Origin of the sequence: Pannonibacter sp. I15F10I1 (assembly GCF_900185665.1) — a bacterium.
Classification (GTDB): Bacteria; Pseudomonadota; Alphaproteobacteria; order Rhizobiales; family Stappiaceae; genus Pannonibacter; species Pannonibacter indicus.
Window position 1 is genome coordinate 277,517 of sequence record NZ_FYAN01000007.1, and the last position, 17,224, is coordinate 294,740.

The following is a 17,224-nucleotide window of genomic DNA, read 5'->3' on the forward strand; positions in this document are numbered from 1 at the left end:
AAGGGGTGGGGGGCTCTGAGCCTGCAAGGGTTTGAAAAAACTCTTCCTGAAGAGGCTGGAGAGGGGAGACTGTCTGTAATCAATGGATACTCTGCCAGCCGGAAAGGCCTTCCCCCCACCCCTAACCCCTCCCCACCAGGGGGAGGGGAGCTGAAACGCCGTGCCGGAATGACCAGAACACAGGCTTTCCTCAAACCGTAACCAGGAAGCCTGACTGGCAGTCCGTTGTAAACATTGCCCGCGAAGCTGTGGCTGACAACGGACGGCAAGCCTCTTTCCCTCACAGCCTCTGCAGCAAGGCCGGCGTCGGCCAGCCGTCGGCTGGGATGCCGAGGCGCTGCTGTTCGGCCTGGACGGCGCGGCGGGTGCCGGAGCCGAGGATGCCGTCGATCTTGCCCACGTCATGGCCGCGGGCCTGCAGCTTTGTCTGAAGCGCCCGCATGCCGGCATCATCCAGCCCCGGTTCCGGCGATGTCTTGGCCAGCACCGGCGCACCGGCGAGGCGCGTTGCGAAATAGGCGGCGCTCGTCGTGTAGATGAAGGACTGGTTCCATTTCAGGTAAATGCCGAAATTGGGGAAGGCGAGGAAAGCCGGCCCCTTGCGCCCCTGCGGCAGAATGAGAGACGCGGGCAGGGCGCCGGTTGGCAACGCGCCGCTGCGGGCCTTGACGCCAAGGCCTGCCCATTCGGAGACAGGCTTGGTCTTGTCGAGGCTGCTGTCCGCCCAGGGCAGGTTGTCCGGCGTCTCCACTTCGATGAGCCAGGGCTGGCCGCGCTGCCAGCCGAGAGACTGGATGAAATGCGCCGCCGTCAGAATGGCGTCGGGCGCAGAGTTCTTCAGGTCCACGTGGTTGTCGCCATCGCCATCAACGCCATAGCGGATGATGTCCTCGGGCAGCATCTGCACCTGGCCGATTTCGCCTGCCCAAGCGCCGGTGGTGGTGGCGGGATCCAGATCGCCATGGGCCACCATATGCAGGGCGGCAATCAACTGCGGCCGGAAGAGATGCGGGCGGCGGCAGTCATGCGCCAGTGTGGCGAGGGCGTTGAAGGTGTTGAAGTCGCCCTGCACGGCGCCGAAATCCGTCTCCAGCCCCCAGAAGGCGGTGATGACGGCGGCAGGAACGCCGTATTCCGCCTCGGCGCGGGCAAAGACCTGCGCATATTTCTTCATGTTGTTGGCGCCGTGCTGCAGGCGCGCGGAACTGACCGAGCGGGCGGAGAACTCGGTGAAGGTCTGCCTGAAGACAGCCTGTCCCCGGTCGCGCGAGAGGACCTTCTTGTCGATCTGGGCATTGGCAAGAGCGCGCGCCGCAATGCCTTGCGGGACGCCGCTGGCGACGGCTTCCTGCTCCACGCCTGCAAGAAACGTCTTGAAATCGCCGCCGCATTTCTGCTGCGCCGCGAAGGCGGGCGTGGCGGCAAGGCCGGTCAGAAGGGCAAGCGCAGCGGTGCGGATGAGACTGCTGCGGGAAAGGGCTTTCATCGGGCGACTCCGTCTCTCCAAGGTTGCGAGAGGGTGGCCCGTCAGGCGGAAGCCGTCAACCGCCTACAAAAGGGAGGCGGCAGGATGGCTCCTGCCGCCGGTCCGTCAGACAGGGCTTTCGCTCAGGCGAGCGACAGCTTGACGTCGATGTTGTTGCGGGTGGCGTTGGAATAGGGGCACACCTGATGCGCCTTCTCGATCAGCTCCTGCGCCTGCTCCTGCGGCAGGCCCGGCAGGGAAACGGCGAGGGAAACTTCAAGGCCGAAGCCGCCTTCCGAACGCGGGCCGATGCCCACCGTTGCGGTGACCGTGGTGTCGGCGGGAACCTTTACGCCCGTCTGGCCGCCCACGAACTTCATGGCGCCAAGGAAACAGGCCGAGTAGCCGGCGGCAAACAGCTTTTCCGGGTTGGCTGCGTCGCCGCCTGCGCCGCCCAGTTCCTTCGGGGTGGAGAGGCTGACCTTGAAGGTGCCGTCGAGAGTCTCGGCGGAGCCGTCACGGCCACCGGTTGCGCGGGCTGCGGTGGTGTACAGAACGTTCACGGGCATTTCGGTCTCCTGTATTTAAGTCGTGTGCGATTTAATCGCAAGAGATAGATAGGCTGGTTATACCTGCTTGTCAAGCGTTGCGATTCAATCGTGCGCGAACTAAATTCTTCTCCTGAAGGAGTAACCCATGACCCCATCCACCTGTTCCCCCGAAAGTGCCGGCGGCTCCAGTCCTCGCACCCTTGGGGACCTGCTGTGCTTTTCCATCTATTCGGCCAATCACGCCTTCAACCGCGCCTACAAGCCGCTGCTGGAGGGGCTGGGGCTCACCTATCCGCAGTTTCTGGTGATGATGGTGCTCTGGGAGGAGGATGACCAGACGGTTGGCGGGCTCGGCCAGCGGCTGGGGCTGGAATCCAACACGCTGACGCCACTGGTGAAGCGTCTGGAGGCCATGGAGCTTGTCGCCCGCCGCCGTGATGCGGCAGACGAGCGGCAGGTGCGCGTCAAGCTGACGGACAAGGGCGCGCACATGCGCAAGGCCGGGCAGGCGATCCCGGAATGCATTGGCGGGGCAACAGGGCTGGATCTTGCGGAAATCCGCGACCTGAAGCGCAGGCTCGGCGAGCTTCATCTGGCGCTGGAAAAGGCCACGGCAAGCCTCAAGGCCTGAGTGCCAGCCCTACTGGCAGTTGCCGCCGGATCTTGCGGTAAATGTCGAGGGCTGGGTGCCGGGCGCAAATTTGCGGTAGCTGGCGCTCGAGCCGCAGGGCGCGCCCGAGGACTGAAACTCTTCCAGAGGCACGGATGGTGCAGGCGGCTGGGGCGGCAGCGGTGGCATTTGCGCGCCCTGAGCCTGCCCGCCGAAAACCGGGGCGCCATAGGCAGGCACACCGTAAGCAGGCGCGCTGTGTCCCGGTGTGCTGTATCTTTGTGTCAGGCAGGTCCGGTAGGCGCTGTCGTAAAGTGCCTGCCAGACGCGCGGGTCCTGCGCCATGGTGCCGAGCACGCCAAGCGCTGCTCCCGCGCGGGCGCCGCGCTCTGCGCCGGAAGGGCCAGCCCAGGCGCCGCCGGCAACCGTGCCACTCATCGCGCCTTCCAGAATGCTGGTGCCCATGTCCCGCCCGCCGCCCGCGTGGGCATTGGCAAAGTCCCGCGCGGAGGCATCACACGTCATGTCCTGCCCTTGAGCGGCCGCAGGCGGCACCGCTCCCGCCGCCGTAAGGCTGGCGGCGAGACAGAAGACAGGAAACAAGGCACGGACAGTCGGCATCAGGAAGCTCCTTGGCCCCAGCCTAGCACAGTCCAGACCCTGGCGCCCACCATGGCCGGATTTTCACCCGGCCGCCTGGGGTGCCATCGCTCCCGTCACGTCCTTAAGGGCGGCCACCGTGCGGGTGAAGGACGCCTTGCGGGCGGCGGGATCGTGGATGTTGCCGTTGAACATGATCTCGTCCGGCTGGTAGCGCTCGATCAGGCTGGCAAGCTGGCTGCGGATGGTTTCCGGCCCGCCGGTGACGCTGCAGGAGAGCGCCATCTCCACCATGGCCAGCATCTGCGGATCGAGCACCGCTTGGATGTTCCCGACAGGCCGGGGCAGGGGGCCGGGCCGGCCGCTGCGCAGGTTGGCGAAGGCCTGCTGCATGGAAGAGCGCAGATAGATGCCTTCCGCGTCATCCTCCCCGGCAAAGGCATTCACCGCCAGCATGAAATGCGGGCGCTCAAGATGGCGGGACGGCTGGAAGCGGCTGCGGTAGATGGTGACTGCCTGATCCAGCGCCTGCGGCGCGAAATGCGAGGCAAAGGCATAGGGGAGCCCGAAGTGAGCTGCCAGCTGCGCGCCATAAAGGCTGGAGCCGAGGATCCAGACCGGCACTTCCGTGCCTTCGCCGGGGATGGCCCGCACCTGCGCACCGGGCTGGGCCGGGGAGAGGTAACCGATCAGCTCTTCTACATCGGCCGGAAAGTCATCGGAGGCCTGCAGCGTGCGGCGCAGGGCGCGGGCGGTGCCCATGTCGGTGCCGGGTGCACGGCCAAGACCCAGATCGATGCGGCCGGGGAAGAAGGTCGCCAGCGTGCCGAACTGCTCGGCCACCACCAGCGGAGCATGGTTCGGCAGCATGATGCCACCCGCACCGACGCGGATGCGCTTCGTCGCATTGGCCACCTGACCGATGACGATGGCCGTGGCCGCGCTGGCGATGCCGGGCATGTTGTGGTGCTCGGCCAGCCAGTAGCGGATGAAGCCGAGGTCTTCCGCATGGCGGGCAAGATCCAGCGTGCTGGCCAGCGCATCACGCGCGTCCGAGCCTTCGGGAATGGGGGAAAGATCCAGCATGCTGTAGGGCAGCATATGCGCCTCCGTGCTGTTTGCGGTGCAAAGGGTGGACAGGCAGGGTGGCCTGTTCGTGTCCCCCTTGAATTACGGACTGAGCAGTCCATATTCAAGGCCATGACGAAAAAGACTGCCGAACCACGCCTCTCTGCTGCCGGTGCAACTGCCGGTCCGGGCCGCCCGCGTTCCTATGACGAGGGTGAGGTTCTGCGTGCGGCGCTGGAGCTGTTCCGCCGTCAGGGTTTCGAGGCGACGTCGCTGGACGACCTGACACAGGCGATGGGCATCAGCCGTTCCTCCCTTTATGCCGCCTTTGGCTCCAAGCAGGATGTGCTGCTGGCCGCCCTGCGGCGCTATTCTGCAACGGCGCTTGAGGCGCTGAAATCCATCGGTGATGCGCCGCATGCGCACCGGGCAGAGGCTGTGGCCACCATGCTGCGGGCGCTGGCGGACCCGTCCGGCGGCAAGCATGGCTGCCTGCTGGTCAATTGCATCACCGAGCTTGCCCCCCAGAACGAGGAGGTGGCCGCGCTTGGCCGCCATCATCTGGAGCGGATCGAGGCGATTATCGCCGAGGCGCTGGATGAAAACGGGCCGGAGCCCCTGCGGGCCCGGGCAAGGGCGCTGGCCGCGCTTGCCATCGGCACGCTGACCCTGCGCAAGTCCGGCCTGGACGAGGCCTATATCACCTCGGCGCTGGACGAAGGGCTTGCCCGGCTTCTGGCTCCGCCGCAAGCCGTCCCCGCCTAGACCCCCTCACGCATAACCAGATCTCAAATCCCGCCCAATTATGGACTGATTGATCCAGAAAGGGCGGAAAGCAACCCGGAAGAAGGAAGACATCATGACGGAAGCAAAGCTCTTCTCCCCCGTTCAGGCTGGCCGCATGAAGCTGGCGAACCGCATTGCGATGGCGCCACTGACCCGCAACCGCGCCCGCGCCGAAGATGATACGCCCTATGACATCCACGTGGAGTATTACGCCCAGCGTGCCAGCGCCGGCCTGATCATCACCGAAGCCTCGCAGATCAGCCCGCAGGGCAAGGGCTATGCCTGGACGCCGGGCATCTATTCCGATGCCCAGGTGGAGGGCTGGAAGAAGGTGACGGATGCCGTTCACGCCAAGGGCGGCAAGATCGTGATCCAGCTCTGGCACGTCGGCCGCATTTCGCACAATGTGCTGCAGCCGGGCGGCGCCGCACCGGTTGCGCCGTCCGCCATTGCTGCCCAGTCCAAGGTCTATGACGGCAACGGCTTTGTCGACACGCCGCAGCCGCGCGCGCTGGAGACCTCCGAGATCGCCGGCATCGTCGCTGATTATGTGAAGGCTTCCCGCAACGCGATTGCCGCCGGGTTCGACGGCGTCGAGATACACGCAGCCAATGGCTATCTCATCGACCAGTTCCTGCGCACCGGCTCCAACACCCGCACGGATGCCTATGGCGGCAGCCTGGAAAACCGCACCCGTTTCCTCAAGGAAGTCATGGACGCGGTGGTGGATGCCATCGGCGCGGATCGGGTGGGCGTGCGCCTCAGCCCCTTCTCCAATGCCAATGGCATTCATGATGACAACCCGGTCGAGACCTTCTCCCGCGCCGTGGACATTCTCAACGGCTACGGCCTTGCCTATCTGCACATGGTGGAAGGCCAGACCGGCGGCACGCGCGAGCTGAAGCCGGGCGAGGACATCGGCGCCCTGCGCGCCCGCTTCAATGGCATCTACATCGCCAACAACGGCTATGACCGGGCGAGCGCCATCGAGGCGGTGGAAAGCGGCCGCGCGGACATGGTCGCTTTCGGCCGCCCCTTCATTTCCAATCCGGATCTGGTGGAGCGCCTGCGCCGTGACGCCCCGCTCAACGAGCTGGACCGCGACACGCTCTATGGCGGCGGCACCAAGGGCTACACCGACTATCCGGCCCTTGAGGGCAGCGCGGCCGCCTGAGCCCCAGCCTGAACCTGAGCCTGAACATGCTTTCCGGCTGGTGCAGTCCTCTCTGTGTGCCAGCCGGGACGGCCTCGCGGCCACCCCCAACCGCGAGGCCGTTTTCCGTCAGTGGCCTTCGACGAAATTTGCCAGCTGCGTCAGGGCGGTGCCCCAGCCATCGTGGAAGCCCATCTTTTCGTGGATGTCCTTGTCCTCGCGATTCCCATGCAGGACACGTGCGACATAGTTCGTGCCGCCATCGACCTCCTGAAGCGTGATGATCGCGGTCATGAAACCTTCCTTGCGCGGCCGGTAGCCCGGCAGAAGAGCGTCCGTTGATACAATCCGGCGGTTCTCGATCACATCGAGAAAGCAGCCGATATTGTTCATCTTCGTGCCGTCCGGCAGGGTCATCGTCGTCTCGAAGGCGCCGCCAGGCCGCAGGTCGAGCTGGTGTACCTCGGTCACGACCGGTTCCGGTGCCCACCACTTGGCGAGCGCGGCCGGATCCTTCCAGGCGTTCCAGATCGCGGCCGGTGGCGCCTTGATGATGCGGGAAATTTCGAGGTCAAGCGCGGGATCAAACATGTCAGTCCTCCTCAGATGCGGTTTCCGCCTCGACAAAGGCCGCCAGCCGGTCCGTGCGTGCCGTCCACATCGCCTTCTGGCTTGAAAGCCAGTCGTCCACCGGCGCAAAAGCCGCCTTGTTGAGGTTACAGGTTCGGGTCCTGCCCGACTTATGCGTTGTAATCAGCCCGCTGTCCTCGAGGACAGCGAGGTGTTTGAGAAACGAGGGCAGGGCCATCGAAAAGGGTCCGGAAAGATCCTTGACGCTGGCACTTCCCGCGCCCAGACGCTGAAGCACTGCCCGCCGGGTGGGATCCGACAGGGCATGAAACAGGGCGTCGAGTGGCTGCTGTTGGTTAGCCATATGGATAACTATTCTGATCCGATTGTGAGGTCAATGGCTAACTATAGCGGAACTTTTACCGGAACCGTACCGCAGCGTACTCTTTTTGGGTTTTCTGCCCTTTCGCTCGCCCCAAAAACCTGCCAAACCCTACATTTGAAGCACGCAGCAAGCGTGAGGCGGACAAAGAGACCGCCAATAGGACAATCCCAGGGAGTTCCAGATGCCCGCCTATCGTTCCAGAACCTCCACCCACGGCCGCAACATGGCCGGCGCGCGCGGCCTGTGGCGCGCCACGGGCATGAAGGACGGCGATTTCGGCAAGCCGATCATCGCTATTGCCAACTCCTTCACCCAGTTCGTTCCGGGCCATGTGCACCTGAAGGACCTTGGCCAGCTTGTCGCCCGCGAGGTCGAGAAGGCAGGCGGTGTTGCCAAGGAATTCAACACCATCGCGGTGGATGACGGCATCGCCATGGGCCATGACGGCATGCTCTATTCGCTGCCCTCGCGCGAGATCATCGCCGATGCGGTCGAGTATATGGTCAACGCCCATTGCGCCGATGCGCTGGTCTGCATTTCCAACTGCGACAAGATCACCCCGGGCATGCTGATGGCCGCCATGCGCCTCAACATTCCGGTGGTCTTCGTCTCCGGCGGCCCGATGGAAGCGGGCAAGGCGGTGCTGGCTGACGGCACCACCAAGGCGCTGGATCTGGTGGATGCCATGGTGGCAGCAGCCGATGACCGTGTGTCCGAAGAGGACGTGAAGGTGATCGAGCGCTCCGCATGCCCCACCTGCGGCTCCTGCTCGGGCATGTTCACCGCCAACTCGATGAACTGCCTCACCGAGGCGCTGGGCCTGGCGCTGCCGGGCAATGGCTCGACACTGGCCACCCACGCCGACCGCAAGCGCCTGTTCGTGGAAGCCGGCCACCTGATCGTCGATCTCGCCCGCCGCTACTACGAGCAGGACGACGAAAGCGTGCTGCCGCGCAGCATCGCCTCGTTCAAGGCCTTCGAGAACGCCATGACGCTGGACATCGCCATGGGCGGGTCCACCAACACGGTTCTGCATCTTCTCGCCGCCGCCTATGAGGGCGAGGTGAACTTCACCATGGCCGATATCGACCGGCTGTCGCGCCGCGTGCCGGTGCTCTGCAAGGTCGCGCCTTCTGTGCCGGATGTGCACATGGAAGACGTGCACCGCGCTGGCGGCATCATGGGCATTCTGGGCGAACTGGACCGTGCCGGCCTCATCGACATCTCGCTGCCGGTGGTTCATGCCGCCAGCATGAAGGATGCGCTTGACCGCTGGGATGTGGTGCGCACCTCGAGCGAAGCGGTGCATACTTTCTACTCGGCTGCCCCCGGCGGCGTGCCGACGCAGGAAGCCTTCTCCCAGTCGCGCCGCTACAGCGAAGGCGTTGATACCGACCGCAAGACCGGCGTCATCCGCTCGGCGGAGCATGCCTTCTCGAAGGACGGCGGCCTTGCCGTGCTCTTTGGCAATATCGCGCTGGATGGCTGCATCGTGAAGACGGCGGGCGTGGACGAGAGCATCCTGAAGTTCTCCGGCCCGGCCTATATCTGCGAAAGCCAGGATCAGGCGGTGAGCGACATTCTCACCGGCAAGGTCAAGGCAGGCGATGTGGTGGTCATCCGTTACGAAGGCCCGAAGGGTGGCCCCGGCATGCAGGAAATGCTCTATCCGACGAGCTACCTGAAGTCCAAGGGCCTCGGCAAGGCCTGCGCGCTCATCACCGATGGCCGTTTCTCCGGCGGCACCTCGGGCTTGTCCATCGGCCATGCGTCCCCGGAAGCGGCGGAAGGCGGCGCGATCGGTCTGGTGGAGCATGGCGATCCGATCGTCATCGACATCCCGAACCGCATCATCCGCGTGGATGTGAGCGACGAAGTGCTGGCCGAACGCCGGGCGAAGATGGAAGCCAAAGGCGCTGATGCCTGGAAGCCGGAAAAGCCGCGCACCCGCAAGGTTTCGGCAGCCCTCAAGGCCTATGCCGCTCTCACCACCTCCGCCGCCCGCGGCGCCGTGCGTGATGTGGACCAGCTGACCCGCAAGTAAGCTGGCGGCATGGCCACCAAAAGAAAAAGCCGCCGGTTCTGCCGGCGGCTTTTTCTTTTGGCCAGTTCAAGGCACCGGCCCTCAGTTCCGGCGGCTGCGCGCCTCGCGCCCCCGCGCCTTGCGGCCGTAAAGCCAATCGCCAAAAACGCCGAGGCTTACCGTCACAAGCATGCCGAACAGAAGGCCCCAGCCGAAAATGTAAGAAATGACGATGCCGCCGAAGAAGCCGGCGATCATGCTCATCAATTCAATAATCACGTTGCGTTGCATGGGGGCTTCCGCCGGTTCCTGCAGGACTGGTAAGCAGCTATGTCTCTGATGCGCAACTTTGGTATGTCATAGGCTGCACTCTTGTCACGTGAAAATCTTTGAGAGAGAAGGAAATGTAGGTTTTTTGAATTGTATTACTAAGGGTGATAAATGTTTATATCGCCTACGGCGAAAAGACCTTCGCATCATGAGAAGTTTGTTTCTTGAATTTGAAACTTTATCTGGAAAATATCGCGCCGAGGTTGAGCTCAAGGTGTGGAAACGGGCTTGATACGGATGCTGATCCGACTCAGTGCTGACCGGATCTGACATCCCTTGTCCCGTTGCATGATATTTCCCGCGCTGGATCCGTCAGCCAGAGGAACTGGCGCGCAGGACCATGCCGAACAGATCCCGCGGATCATCCGGGTCCGCCAGAAGATCGAGCATTTCGCAGTAGGGCAGATCCTTCAAAAGCCCGCGCAGATAACGCAGGGCAGAGAAATCCTCCACCGCAAAGCCGACGGAATCGAACAGCGTCGTTTCCAGCGCCGACCGGCGGCCCGGCGCGTCTCCGGCAATCACCTGCCACAGTTCCGTGACCGGATGATCTGCCGCAAGCTGCTGGATCTCGCCCTCGATGCGGGTCTGGGGCGTATATTCGACAAAGATGGACGAGCGCAGCAGGATATCCCGGTGCAGTTCCGTCTTGCCGGGGCAGTCGCCGCCCACCGCGTTGATGTGCTGGCCGCTGGCCACCATGTTGTCGGTGAGGATGGTCGCCCGCTGCTTGTCTGCCGTCACCGTGGTGATGATGGCAACACCTTCAACCGCCTCTTCCGCGCTGGAGCAGACGGTGATGTCGAAGCCGAAGCCTTCAAGATTGCGGGCGCAGCGGCGGCTGGCCGCCGGGTCGATATCATAGAGCCGCAAACGGTCCACACCCAGAAGCTTGCGGAAGGCAAGCGCCTGAAACTCCGATTGCGCGCCATTGCCGATGATCGCCATGGAGCGGGCATCGGCCGGGGCCAGATATTTTGCCGCGAGCGCCGACATGGCGGCGGTGCGCAGGGCGGTGAGGATCGTCATCTCCGAGAGGAGAACGGGATAGCCCGTCTCCACCTCTGCCAGCACGCCAAAGGCCGTCACGGTCTGGCGGCCGGTGCGGGTGTTCTTCGGGTGGCCGTTCACATATTTGAATCCATAGGCAACGCCATCCGACGCAGGCATCAGCTCGATGACACCTTCCCTCGAATGGGAGGCGACGCGCGGCGTCTTGTCGAACAGCGGCCAGCGGCGGAAATCCTCCTCGATCACAGCCGCAAGCCCTTCGATGAAGGCCTCGACGCCCACTGCATTCAGAATGCGCATCATGTTGCCGACGCTGACGAAGGGTACCAGTGCGAGAGGCGAGGGGGCATCCTGTGCCGGATGGCTGGCGGTGGTGGTCATTTTCTGGCTCCGGGTCAATAGCTTCGGGTGGGGCGGTCCATGACGCGCCGTCCGAAGAGGCTCGCGGTCAGGTCCACCATCAGCCGGGCGGTGCGGCCCCGGTCGTCGAGGAAGGGGTTCAGTTCCACCAGATCCAGCGAGGTTACGAGGCCGCTGTCATGCAGCATCTCCATCACCAGATGTGCCTCGCGGAAGGTGACGCCGCCCGGCACGGTGGTGCCGACCGCCGGAGCGATGTCCGGGTCGATGAAATCCACATCAAGGCTCACATGCAGGAAGCCGTTGGCGCGGGCGCAGCGCTCCAGAAACGGCTCCAGCAGGCGGGCGATGCCGTTCTCGTCAATGGCCCGCATGTCATGGGCGGTGATGCCGAATTCCCGGATCAGCGCCCGCTCCGGCGGATCGACCGAGCGCAGACCCAGCAGGCAGAGGTTGCCCGGCGATATAGGCGTGTCCAGCTTCTCCCCCAGCAGCACGTCAAAGCCCGGCAAGCCGCAGGCAAAGGCAACCGGCGTGCCGTGCAGATTGCCGCTGACCGTGCTTTCGAAGGTGTTGATGTCGGAATGGGCGTCGAGCCACAGCACGAATTGCGGCCGCCCGGCACCGGCCGCATGGGCTGCGTGCCCGGCGAGGGTGCCAAGAGCCAGCGCATGGTCGCCGCCCATGTAGATGGGCATCTGCGGCCCCGCCGCCAAAGACCGGGCCTTGCGGTAAAGCGCCCGCGTCCAGCCGGCAACGGCACGCAGGTTCTTCAGCTTCGGGTCCGTGTCCGGAACGTCGAGCGCCTGATCCGGCACAACGTCGCCGTGGTCCTCCACAACAAGGCCGAGCGCTTCCAGCTCTTCCTGAAGGCCCGCGGTGCGATAGGCGGCCGGTCCCATCAGACAGCCCCTGCGCCCTGCGCCTGCTTCCACCGGTGCTCCCACAAGCGCAATCTGCGTCATCCCTCGGCCTCCTTCACTGCGGATCTGCATCTCTTCCAGAGTGCAGCCATCAGATGGCAGTCTGAAGACAAAAAATTGCGCACTCTGGGCAGTAGACCATCCAAAGTGATAAGCTAAACTTTCCAAACTGGAAGGATGCCGCATGCTGGACGATACGGATCTTGCATTGATCGCAGCGCTGCGGGCGGATGGCCGCCGCTCGATCTCGGATCTGGCGCTGGACCTGAAACTCTCCCGCGCCACCGTGCGGGCGCGCCTGTCGCGGCTGGTGGAAAGCGGCGAGATCCAGGGCTTCACCGCCGTTCTGCGCAACGAGGGGCAGGACCTGCCGATCCGCGCCATGATGATGCTGGCCATCGAGGGCAAGCGGGCCGATGCGGTGATCCGCCGCCTCAGCGGCATGCCGGAGGCCCGCTCGATCCACACCACCAATGGCCGCTGGGATCTGGTGATCGAACTCGCCACCCCGGATCTCGCCTCCTTCGACGCCGCCCTCCACCGCATCCGCCTCATCGAAGGCGTCTCCGCCACCGAAACCAGCCTGATGCTGTCTGCGGTGAAGACCTGGCGGCGGTGAGAACTGCAGGAAAGCAAAAGACCCGGCAGGGCGAGCCTGCCGGGTCTTCTTCTTGTGACAGGTAAGCCCTACGCCCGGCGCGTCTTCACCAGGCAGGTCACCACGTTCTCGATGATGCGGTGGCCGGCGTCCTGGTCGAGGGACATGATGCTTTCCGGGTGGAACTGGACGGCGGCGATCGGCTCGCTGGTGTGCTCGATGGCCATGATCACCCCGTCTTCCGTCTCCGCCGTGATGCGGAAGTCTGCGGGCAGCTTGTCCTTCTTCGCAAACAGCGAGTGGTAGCGGCCGACCGTGACCGGCGAGCTCAAGCCTTCGAACAGCACCGAATTGCCGGTGAGGCTGATGGGCGAGGGCTTGCCGTGCATCGGCACGTCCAGCTGGCCCAGTTCGCCGCCCAGCCCTTCGGCCAGAGCCTGCAGGCCGAGGCAGACGCCGAACAGCGGCAGTCCGCGCGCGCGGGCACGGCCGATGGTGGCGGCGCAGTCGAAGTCCTTCGGGCTGCCGGGACCGGGGGAGAGCACCACCAGGTCCGGGTTCACGTCATGGAACACGTGGTCGGCAACGGGCGTGCGGTAGGTGACCACATCGGCGCCGGTCTGGCGGAAGTAGTTGGCCAGCGTGTGGACGAAACTGTCCTCGTGGTCCACCAGCAGGATCTTGAGGCCCGCTCCGGGCTTCTTCTCGCGCACGGTTTCCGTGGCCTTCACGGCCAGCCCCGCCTCGCGCACGGCGGCGCGCATGGCTTCGGCCTTCAGCTCGGTTTCGGCCTCTTCGTCTTCCGGAATGCTGTCATAGAGCAGCGTCGCACCGGCACGGATCTGGGCGACGCCGTCCTTGATGCGGACGGTGCGCAGGGTGAGGCCGGTGTTCATGTCGCCGTTGAACAGCACCGCACCGATGGCCCCGCCATACCAGGCGCGGGAGCTTTTCTCGTTGTTCTCGATGAACTCCATCGCCCAGCGTTTCGGCGCACCGGTCACGGTGACGGCCCAGGCGTGGGAAAGGAAGGCGTCGAGCGCGTCCATGTCCTCGCGCAGGATGCCCTCGATATGGTCCACCGTGTGGATCAGGCGGGAATACATCTCGATCTGGCGGCGGCCGATGACCTTGACCGAGCCGGGCACGCAGACGCGGCTCTTGTCGTTGCGGTCCACGTCCGAGCACATGGTCAGTTCCGCCTCGTCCTTGGCGGAATTCAGCAGCTTGCGGATCTGCGCCTCATCCTCGATGGCATTCTTGCCGCGCCGGATGGTGCCGGAGATGGGGCAGGTTTCCACCCGCCGCCCGCCGGTGACGCGGACATACATCTCCGGGGAGGCGCCGACGAGATATTCCGCATTGCCGAGGTTGATGAAGAAGGAATAGGGCGAGGGGTTGATCTGCTGCAGGCGGCGGGAGACGGCCGAGGGCGGGTTGGCGCAGGGCTCGTAGAAGGTCTGGCCCGGCACGGTCTCGAACAGGTCGCCCCGGCGGAAATATTCCTTGGCCCGGTCCACGATCTTTGCATATTCGCCCGGTTCATGGTCGCCCCGGCCCGGATCTTCATTGGCCGGCTGATAGGGCTGTTTCTCCCCATCACGCGGCAGGCCGTGGGTGCGCTTGCCATCGACCTCGAAGTCATATTCCAGCACATAGGCGCGGCGGCCATGGTGATCGACGATGAGGATTTCATCGGGCAGGAACAACACCAGATCGCGCTGGTCCGCCGGGCGCTTCAGCTTCAACTCGATCGGCTCGAACTGGAAGGCAAGGTCGTAGCCGAAGGCGCCGTAAAGGCCGAGCTGATCGTCATCGCAGGCGAACAGCTCCTTGATGGTCCGCACCACGGAGAAGGTGGAGGCCTGACGCGAGCGGTCTTCCTCGCGGAAGGGGGCAGCGGGCTTGCGCACCGTCAGGGTCATGCGGCCTTCGGTGGCAGCAAAGGCTTCCACGTCCGGATGGGCTGACAGCACCCCGGCAATGGCGGGCAGCAGAACGAGGCCACGGGCGTTGAGGGCGCGGATTTCGACGTTGCGCCCGGCCGATTCCAGCACAAGCGGCGGATTGACCAGTGCCATGTCCCAGCGGGTGTAGCGGCCCGGATACTCATAGGAGGAGGAGAGGACCGCGCCGCGCTCTGCATCCAGCCGGTCGATCCAGCGGGAGGTTCCCTCCGCATAGTCTGCCGGGCGTGCGCCGCGTGTGACGGCAATGCCGCCCTTGGTCTTGAAAGTCTGCTCAGCCGGTACCGGCATTCGTCCATCCTCCAGTTCAGGTCCAGGCTTTCCCCAGCCAGACCCCAGACAGACCAAAGGCCGCCTGCGGGTCTTGCCGCGGCGGCCTTTGGGTCAACTTCGATCACGTCAGAACATGAGAAATCGCAAGGCCGCCAATCAAGCGTCCTGCCACCACCAGCCCATACGGATCATCTGCGTGTTCATGCCTGTTTGCCTAGCGCAGCCACAGACAGCAGGCAACCGGGGCAACGGCCTAAAAACCGCCCCTGCGCCACTTGCCTGGCCCCTGTTGCAAAATAGACCAGTCGCTTCAAGCTTGAATTATGCCAACTCTCGATGAGCCTGACACTCCCAGAGTTGGTGAAGCCAGTGCGGCGCTTGAGCAATTTCAAGGCGTTATGTGTCTGCATCTCAGACCTTTGGTATTATTCGGGCTTTTTACCCTGCCATGCATTCACGAAAACTGCGATTGCGCCAAGCGCAGCTGAACCGACAACGGCGAGTGCAACGTCTGTGTAGCCGTGGAAACTCAGGAGTGTGGCTGTTCCAAGAGCGAGAACGAATGCAAAAAGGCCGCCAAAATAAGATATGAGCCGGAACGTGTTGTCAGATTTCTGCTGCCGTTCGATCGACGCGAGATAGGCTGCCTGATCGGCTTCCGCCATTTGGAAAATGCGATCCATTGCGCCGGGAAGGCTGTTCTCATAGGCAAGCAATACATCTGGCGGCGGTAGCGGGCCGGAGTGTGTTCTGGAAATCTCACCCATTACAAAGACTTGATCAGGATCTGAGCCGGCTGCCACTTGAGACAGGAATGCCTTTCTGAACTTTGAGGCAAAAGCCTTGAGCTGGTTCGGGGGTATTACTTTCGAGGCAGAGTCGTAGGCAATCGTTTCAACGAGTTCATCCAGATTACTCTGCTCTCTAATGCCCTCTGTATGGGAAATGGCATCAGAGCTGACACGATCACTGTCCGTGTTGCCCTCGTTTTCTGACTTCATTCTTGTAACGCCCTGCTGCGCCAATGAGTACATCGCCCGCAGATTGCCAAGCATGACGAACACTCTCACCACGCTTGATCACCGTGCCTCCTGACTGAGGGGCAAGTATAACCGCAGGGCCAAGCAGGCCCAGTGCCGCAGCAAAAGTGTGGAGTTTTGTCCGCTTGATCTGCATCGATGAAAGCTTCGGCATTTCCGCTCTCCTGAGGGTCGCCCTAAAAGCCCCTTCACATATGTAGTGTAGTCACGCGAAGTGCCAAGTTCCGCAATCCGTAGCGCGGCGAGGCAAACCGTGTCAATCACCTGCGTACGCCTGACTGGCCAGACGCATACGGCAATTCGATGTCCTAGTGTATCGCCAAAAATTGACTGAGGGATAACATTTTGCCGGTCTCAGCGGCCAACGGAGGAGTTGCACCGTCGATCCCCCGAGTTAATGCCTAAAGCCCGAAAATCGCCCCCGTCCGGCAGTTGCGCACCTTGTCGGCGGTGGTGCCATTCCAGTGGAAGTCGAAGTGATCGGCTTGCAGGGGAACGGGGATTAGGTCCGGCCAGAAGATGGCGGCACATTCTCCGCCTTCGCAGCGGACGCTGCGGTAGAGGATACCGTTGGCGCCTGAGGCTCTGAGTTCCCGGCCCAGCGCCTGCGAGGGGGCATAGTCATCCGGGTGGTGATAGCGGACATCCGGTCTTGCATCATGCAGGTCAAGGTCAAGGTGGCAGGTGAGCATGCGGAACTGGGAGGTCCAGCCCGGCGCTTCCTGCGTGGCCCGCATGGTGCGGCCGTGATGATGGGCGACTTCCCGGATCGCCACTTCCTCTGCATTGCCCACGCTGTAGACGCCATAGGTGCCATCGGTGAAGCGGCCCGGCCGGTCTGTGCTGACATGGACGAAAGGCGCCATCAGATAGCTGGCGCCGGGGCCGCTCACCCGCCGGTGCGGCGGCACCAGATCCAGTTGCCCGAGATGGTCCCAGATCCGCGGATTGGTCTTCGATTCGGCCGAGGCAAGCGCTTCCCAGTCCTGCGGGTCGGCAATGTCCTCGAACAGATCAACCGGCGGATGGATGGAGCGGATGAGGCGGAAGGCGCTCTGCCACTCCACCCGCGTAAGGGCCAGGGCGCTCATCAGAAGCCGCCGCGCTCCGCGTCGAGATAGGCGCGCACGCGGGCCAGCGAGAATATGTCGCCCTGCGCCATCACCTCGACCGGCGTGCGCCCGCCAAACACCGGGTTGGGCTTGCGCACCCAGGCGTAACCGCGTTCCGCTTCGGTGAAGAGATAACGCAGGCCCTTATGGATGCCCATCAGCAGGGAGAGGCGGGGGGGCAGATCGCGGTCGATGCGCCCCGGCTCGCCCGATTTCCAGCGCGCATGGGTGCGGGCCGGGAGGCCGCCGAGGATCTCCCGCGCCTGCGCATCGGAAAGCTGCCAGCGTTCGAACAGCCGGATCACCGCCCGCGCCATCGCCGCCGCTTCTTCGGTGGTGATCTGCGGCACGTCCGGCGCAGCGCGGGTGCGGGGGATTTCCTGCAACATGGTCAGCTCC

The 17,224-nt window shown here is 63.8% G+C and carries 18 protein-coding genes; 5 read left to right on the top strand and 13 right to left on the bottom strand.

Annotated features, from left to right (window positions below):
- Nucleotides 1–280 precede the first annotated feature (280 nt).
- Nucleotides 281–1,486 carry a lytic murein transglycosylase gene (locus IF10I1_RS05790; protein ID WP_186393809.1) on the bottom strand — a complete coding sequence of 402 codons (1,206 nt, stop codon included), beginning with the start codon at nucleotides 1,484–1,486 and terminating at the stop codon, nucleotides 281–283.
- A 122-nt stretch (nucleotides 1,487–1,608) separates the two neighbouring features.
- Entirely contained in the window at nucleotides 1,609–2,034 is a 426-nt protein-coding gene (locus IF10I1_RS05795; protein ID WP_058900261.1) for an organic hydroperoxide resistance protein, read from the bottom strand.
- 127 nt (nucleotides 2,035–2,161) lie between these two features.
- Here IF10I1_RS05795 and IF10I1_RS05800 point away from each other — a divergent pair, with 127 nt between their 5' ends.
- A complete protein-coding gene (locus IF10I1_RS05800) occupies nucleotides 2,162–2,647 on the top strand; it encodes a MarR family winged helix-turn-helix transcriptional regulator (protein ID WP_186393808.1) in 486 nt (161 codons plus the stop codon).
- Between the two features lie 9 nt (nucleotides 2,648–2,656).
- Here the strand turns inward: IF10I1_RS05800 and IF10I1_RS05805 are convergent, their stop codons facing one another.
- The gene (locus IF10I1_RS05805) at nucleotides 2,657–3,247 is read right to left on the bottom strand and encodes a hypothetical protein (RefSeq protein WP_186393807.1); all 591 of its coding nucleotides are present in this window, start codon (nucleotides 3,245–3,247) and stop codon (nucleotides 2,657–2,659) included.
- 63 nt (nucleotides 3,248–3,310) lie between these two features.
- Nucleotides 3,311–4,327: an LLM class flavin-dependent oxidoreductase gene (locus IF10I1_RS05810; protein ID WP_186393806.1), complete on the bottom strand. Its 1,017-nt coding sequence runs from the start codon at nucleotides 4,325–4,327 to the stop codon at nucleotides 3,311–3,313.
- A 99-nt stretch (nucleotides 4,328–4,426) separates the two neighbouring features.
- Between IF10I1_RS05810 and IF10I1_RS05815 the strand changes: the two genes are divergently transcribed.
- A complete protein-coding gene (locus IF10I1_RS05815; protein ID WP_186393805.1) occupies nucleotides 4,427–5,059 on the top strand; it encodes a TetR/AcrR family transcriptional regulator in 633 nt (210 codons plus the stop codon).
- Between the two features lie 94 nt (nucleotides 5,060–5,153).
- Nucleotides 5,154–6,254: an alkene reductase gene (locus IF10I1_RS05820; RefSeq protein WP_122521185.1), complete on the top strand. Its 1,101-nt coding sequence runs from the start codon at nucleotides 5,154–5,156 to the stop codon at nucleotides 6,252–6,254.
- Nucleotides 6,255–6,362: 108 nt separating this feature from the next.
- Here the strand turns inward: IF10I1_RS05820 and IF10I1_RS05825 are convergent, their stop codons facing one another.
- Both IF10I1_RS05825 and IF10I1_RS05830 read right to left on the bottom strand, forming a co-directional pair.
- Nucleotides 6,363–6,824, bottom strand: coding sequence for an SRPBCC family protein (locus IF10I1_RS05825; protein ID WP_122519757.1), 462 nt, complete (start codon nucleotides 6,822–6,824; stop codon nucleotides 6,363–6,365).
- Between the two features lies 1 nt (nucleotide 6,825).
- Nucleotides 6,826–7,167, bottom strand: coding sequence for a helix-turn-helix transcriptional regulator (locus tag IF10I1_RS05830; protein WP_058900256.1), 342 nt, complete (start codon nucleotides 7,165–7,167; stop codon nucleotides 6,826–6,828).
- Between the two features lie 202 nt (nucleotides 7,168–7,369).
- Here IF10I1_RS05830 and ilvD point away from each other — a divergent pair, with 202 nt between their 5' ends.
- Nucleotides 7,370–9,232, top strand: a complete 1,863-nt coding sequence (gene ilvD / locus IF10I1_RS05835; protein WP_186393804.1) for a dihydroxy-acid dehydratase — start codon at nucleotides 7,370–7,372, stop codon at nucleotides 9,230–9,232.
- An 81-nt stretch (nucleotides 9,233–9,313) separates the two neighbouring features.
- On the opposite strand, the gene IF10I1_RS05840 is transcribed toward ilvD, so the two are convergent.
- From IF10I1_RS05840 to rocF, 3 genes are all read right to left on the bottom strand, one after another.
- The gene (locus IF10I1_RS05840; protein ID WP_050471259.1) at nucleotides 9,314–9,502 is read right to left on the bottom strand and encodes a hypothetical protein; all 189 of its coding nucleotides are present in this window, start codon (nucleotides 9,500–9,502) and stop codon (nucleotides 9,314–9,316) included.
- 351 nt (nucleotides 9,503–9,853) lie between these two features.
- Entirely contained in the window at nucleotides 9,854–10,933 is a 1,080-nt protein-coding gene (locus tag IF10I1_RS05845) for an ornithine cyclodeaminase (protein ID WP_186393803.1), read from the bottom strand.
- A gap of 14 nt (nucleotides 10,934–10,947) precedes the next feature.
- A complete protein-coding gene (rocF, locus tag IF10I1_RS05850) occupies nucleotides 10,948–11,877 on the bottom strand; it encodes an arginase (RefSeq protein ID WP_164477521.1) in 930 nt (309 codons plus the stop codon).
- 145 nt (nucleotides 11,878–12,022) lie between these two features.
- On the opposite strand from rocF, the gene IF10I1_RS05855 reads away from it, so the two are divergent.
- On the top strand, nucleotides 12,023–12,454 hold the full coding sequence (locus IF10I1_RS05855) for an Lrp/AsnC family transcriptional regulator (protein WP_050471403.1): 432 nt from the start codon (nucleotides 12,023–12,025) through the stop codon (nucleotides 12,452–12,454).
- A gap of 68 nt (nucleotides 12,455–12,522) precedes the next feature.
- Here IF10I1_RS05855 and IF10I1_RS05860 read toward each other — a convergent pair whose 3' ends face one another.
- The 4 genes from IF10I1_RS05860 to IF10I1_RS05875 form a co-directional block, all read right to left on the bottom strand.
- Nucleotides 12,523–14,691: an anthranilate synthase component I gene (locus IF10I1_RS05860; RefSeq protein ID WP_186393802.1), complete on the bottom strand. Its 2,169-nt coding sequence runs from the start codon at nucleotides 14,689–14,691 to the stop codon at nucleotides 12,523–12,525.
- A gap of 407 nt (nucleotides 14,692–15,098) precedes the next feature.
- The gene (locus tag IF10I1_RS05865) at nucleotides 15,099–15,728 is read right to left on the bottom strand and encodes a DUF2335 domain-containing protein (protein ID WP_186393801.1); all 630 of its coding nucleotides are present in this window, start codon (nucleotides 15,726–15,728) and stop codon (nucleotides 15,099–15,101) included.
- A gap of 386 nt (nucleotides 15,729–16,114) precedes the next feature.
- Nucleotides 16,115–16,804, bottom strand: coding sequence for an RES family NAD+ phosphorylase (locus IF10I1_RS05870; protein ID WP_186393800.1), 690 nt, complete (start codon nucleotides 16,802–16,804; stop codon nucleotides 16,115–16,117).
- The gene (locus tag IF10I1_RS05875; protein WP_186424395.1) at nucleotides 16,804–17,214 is read right to left on the bottom strand and encodes an MbcA/ParS/Xre antitoxin family protein; all 411 of its coding nucleotides are present in this window, start codon (nucleotides 17,212–17,214) and stop codon (nucleotides 16,804–16,806) included. The genes IF10I1_RS05870 and IF10I1_RS05875 overlap by 1 nt, the downstream gene beginning before the upstream one ends.
- Between the last annotated feature and the right edge of the window lie 10 nt (nucleotides 17,215–17,224).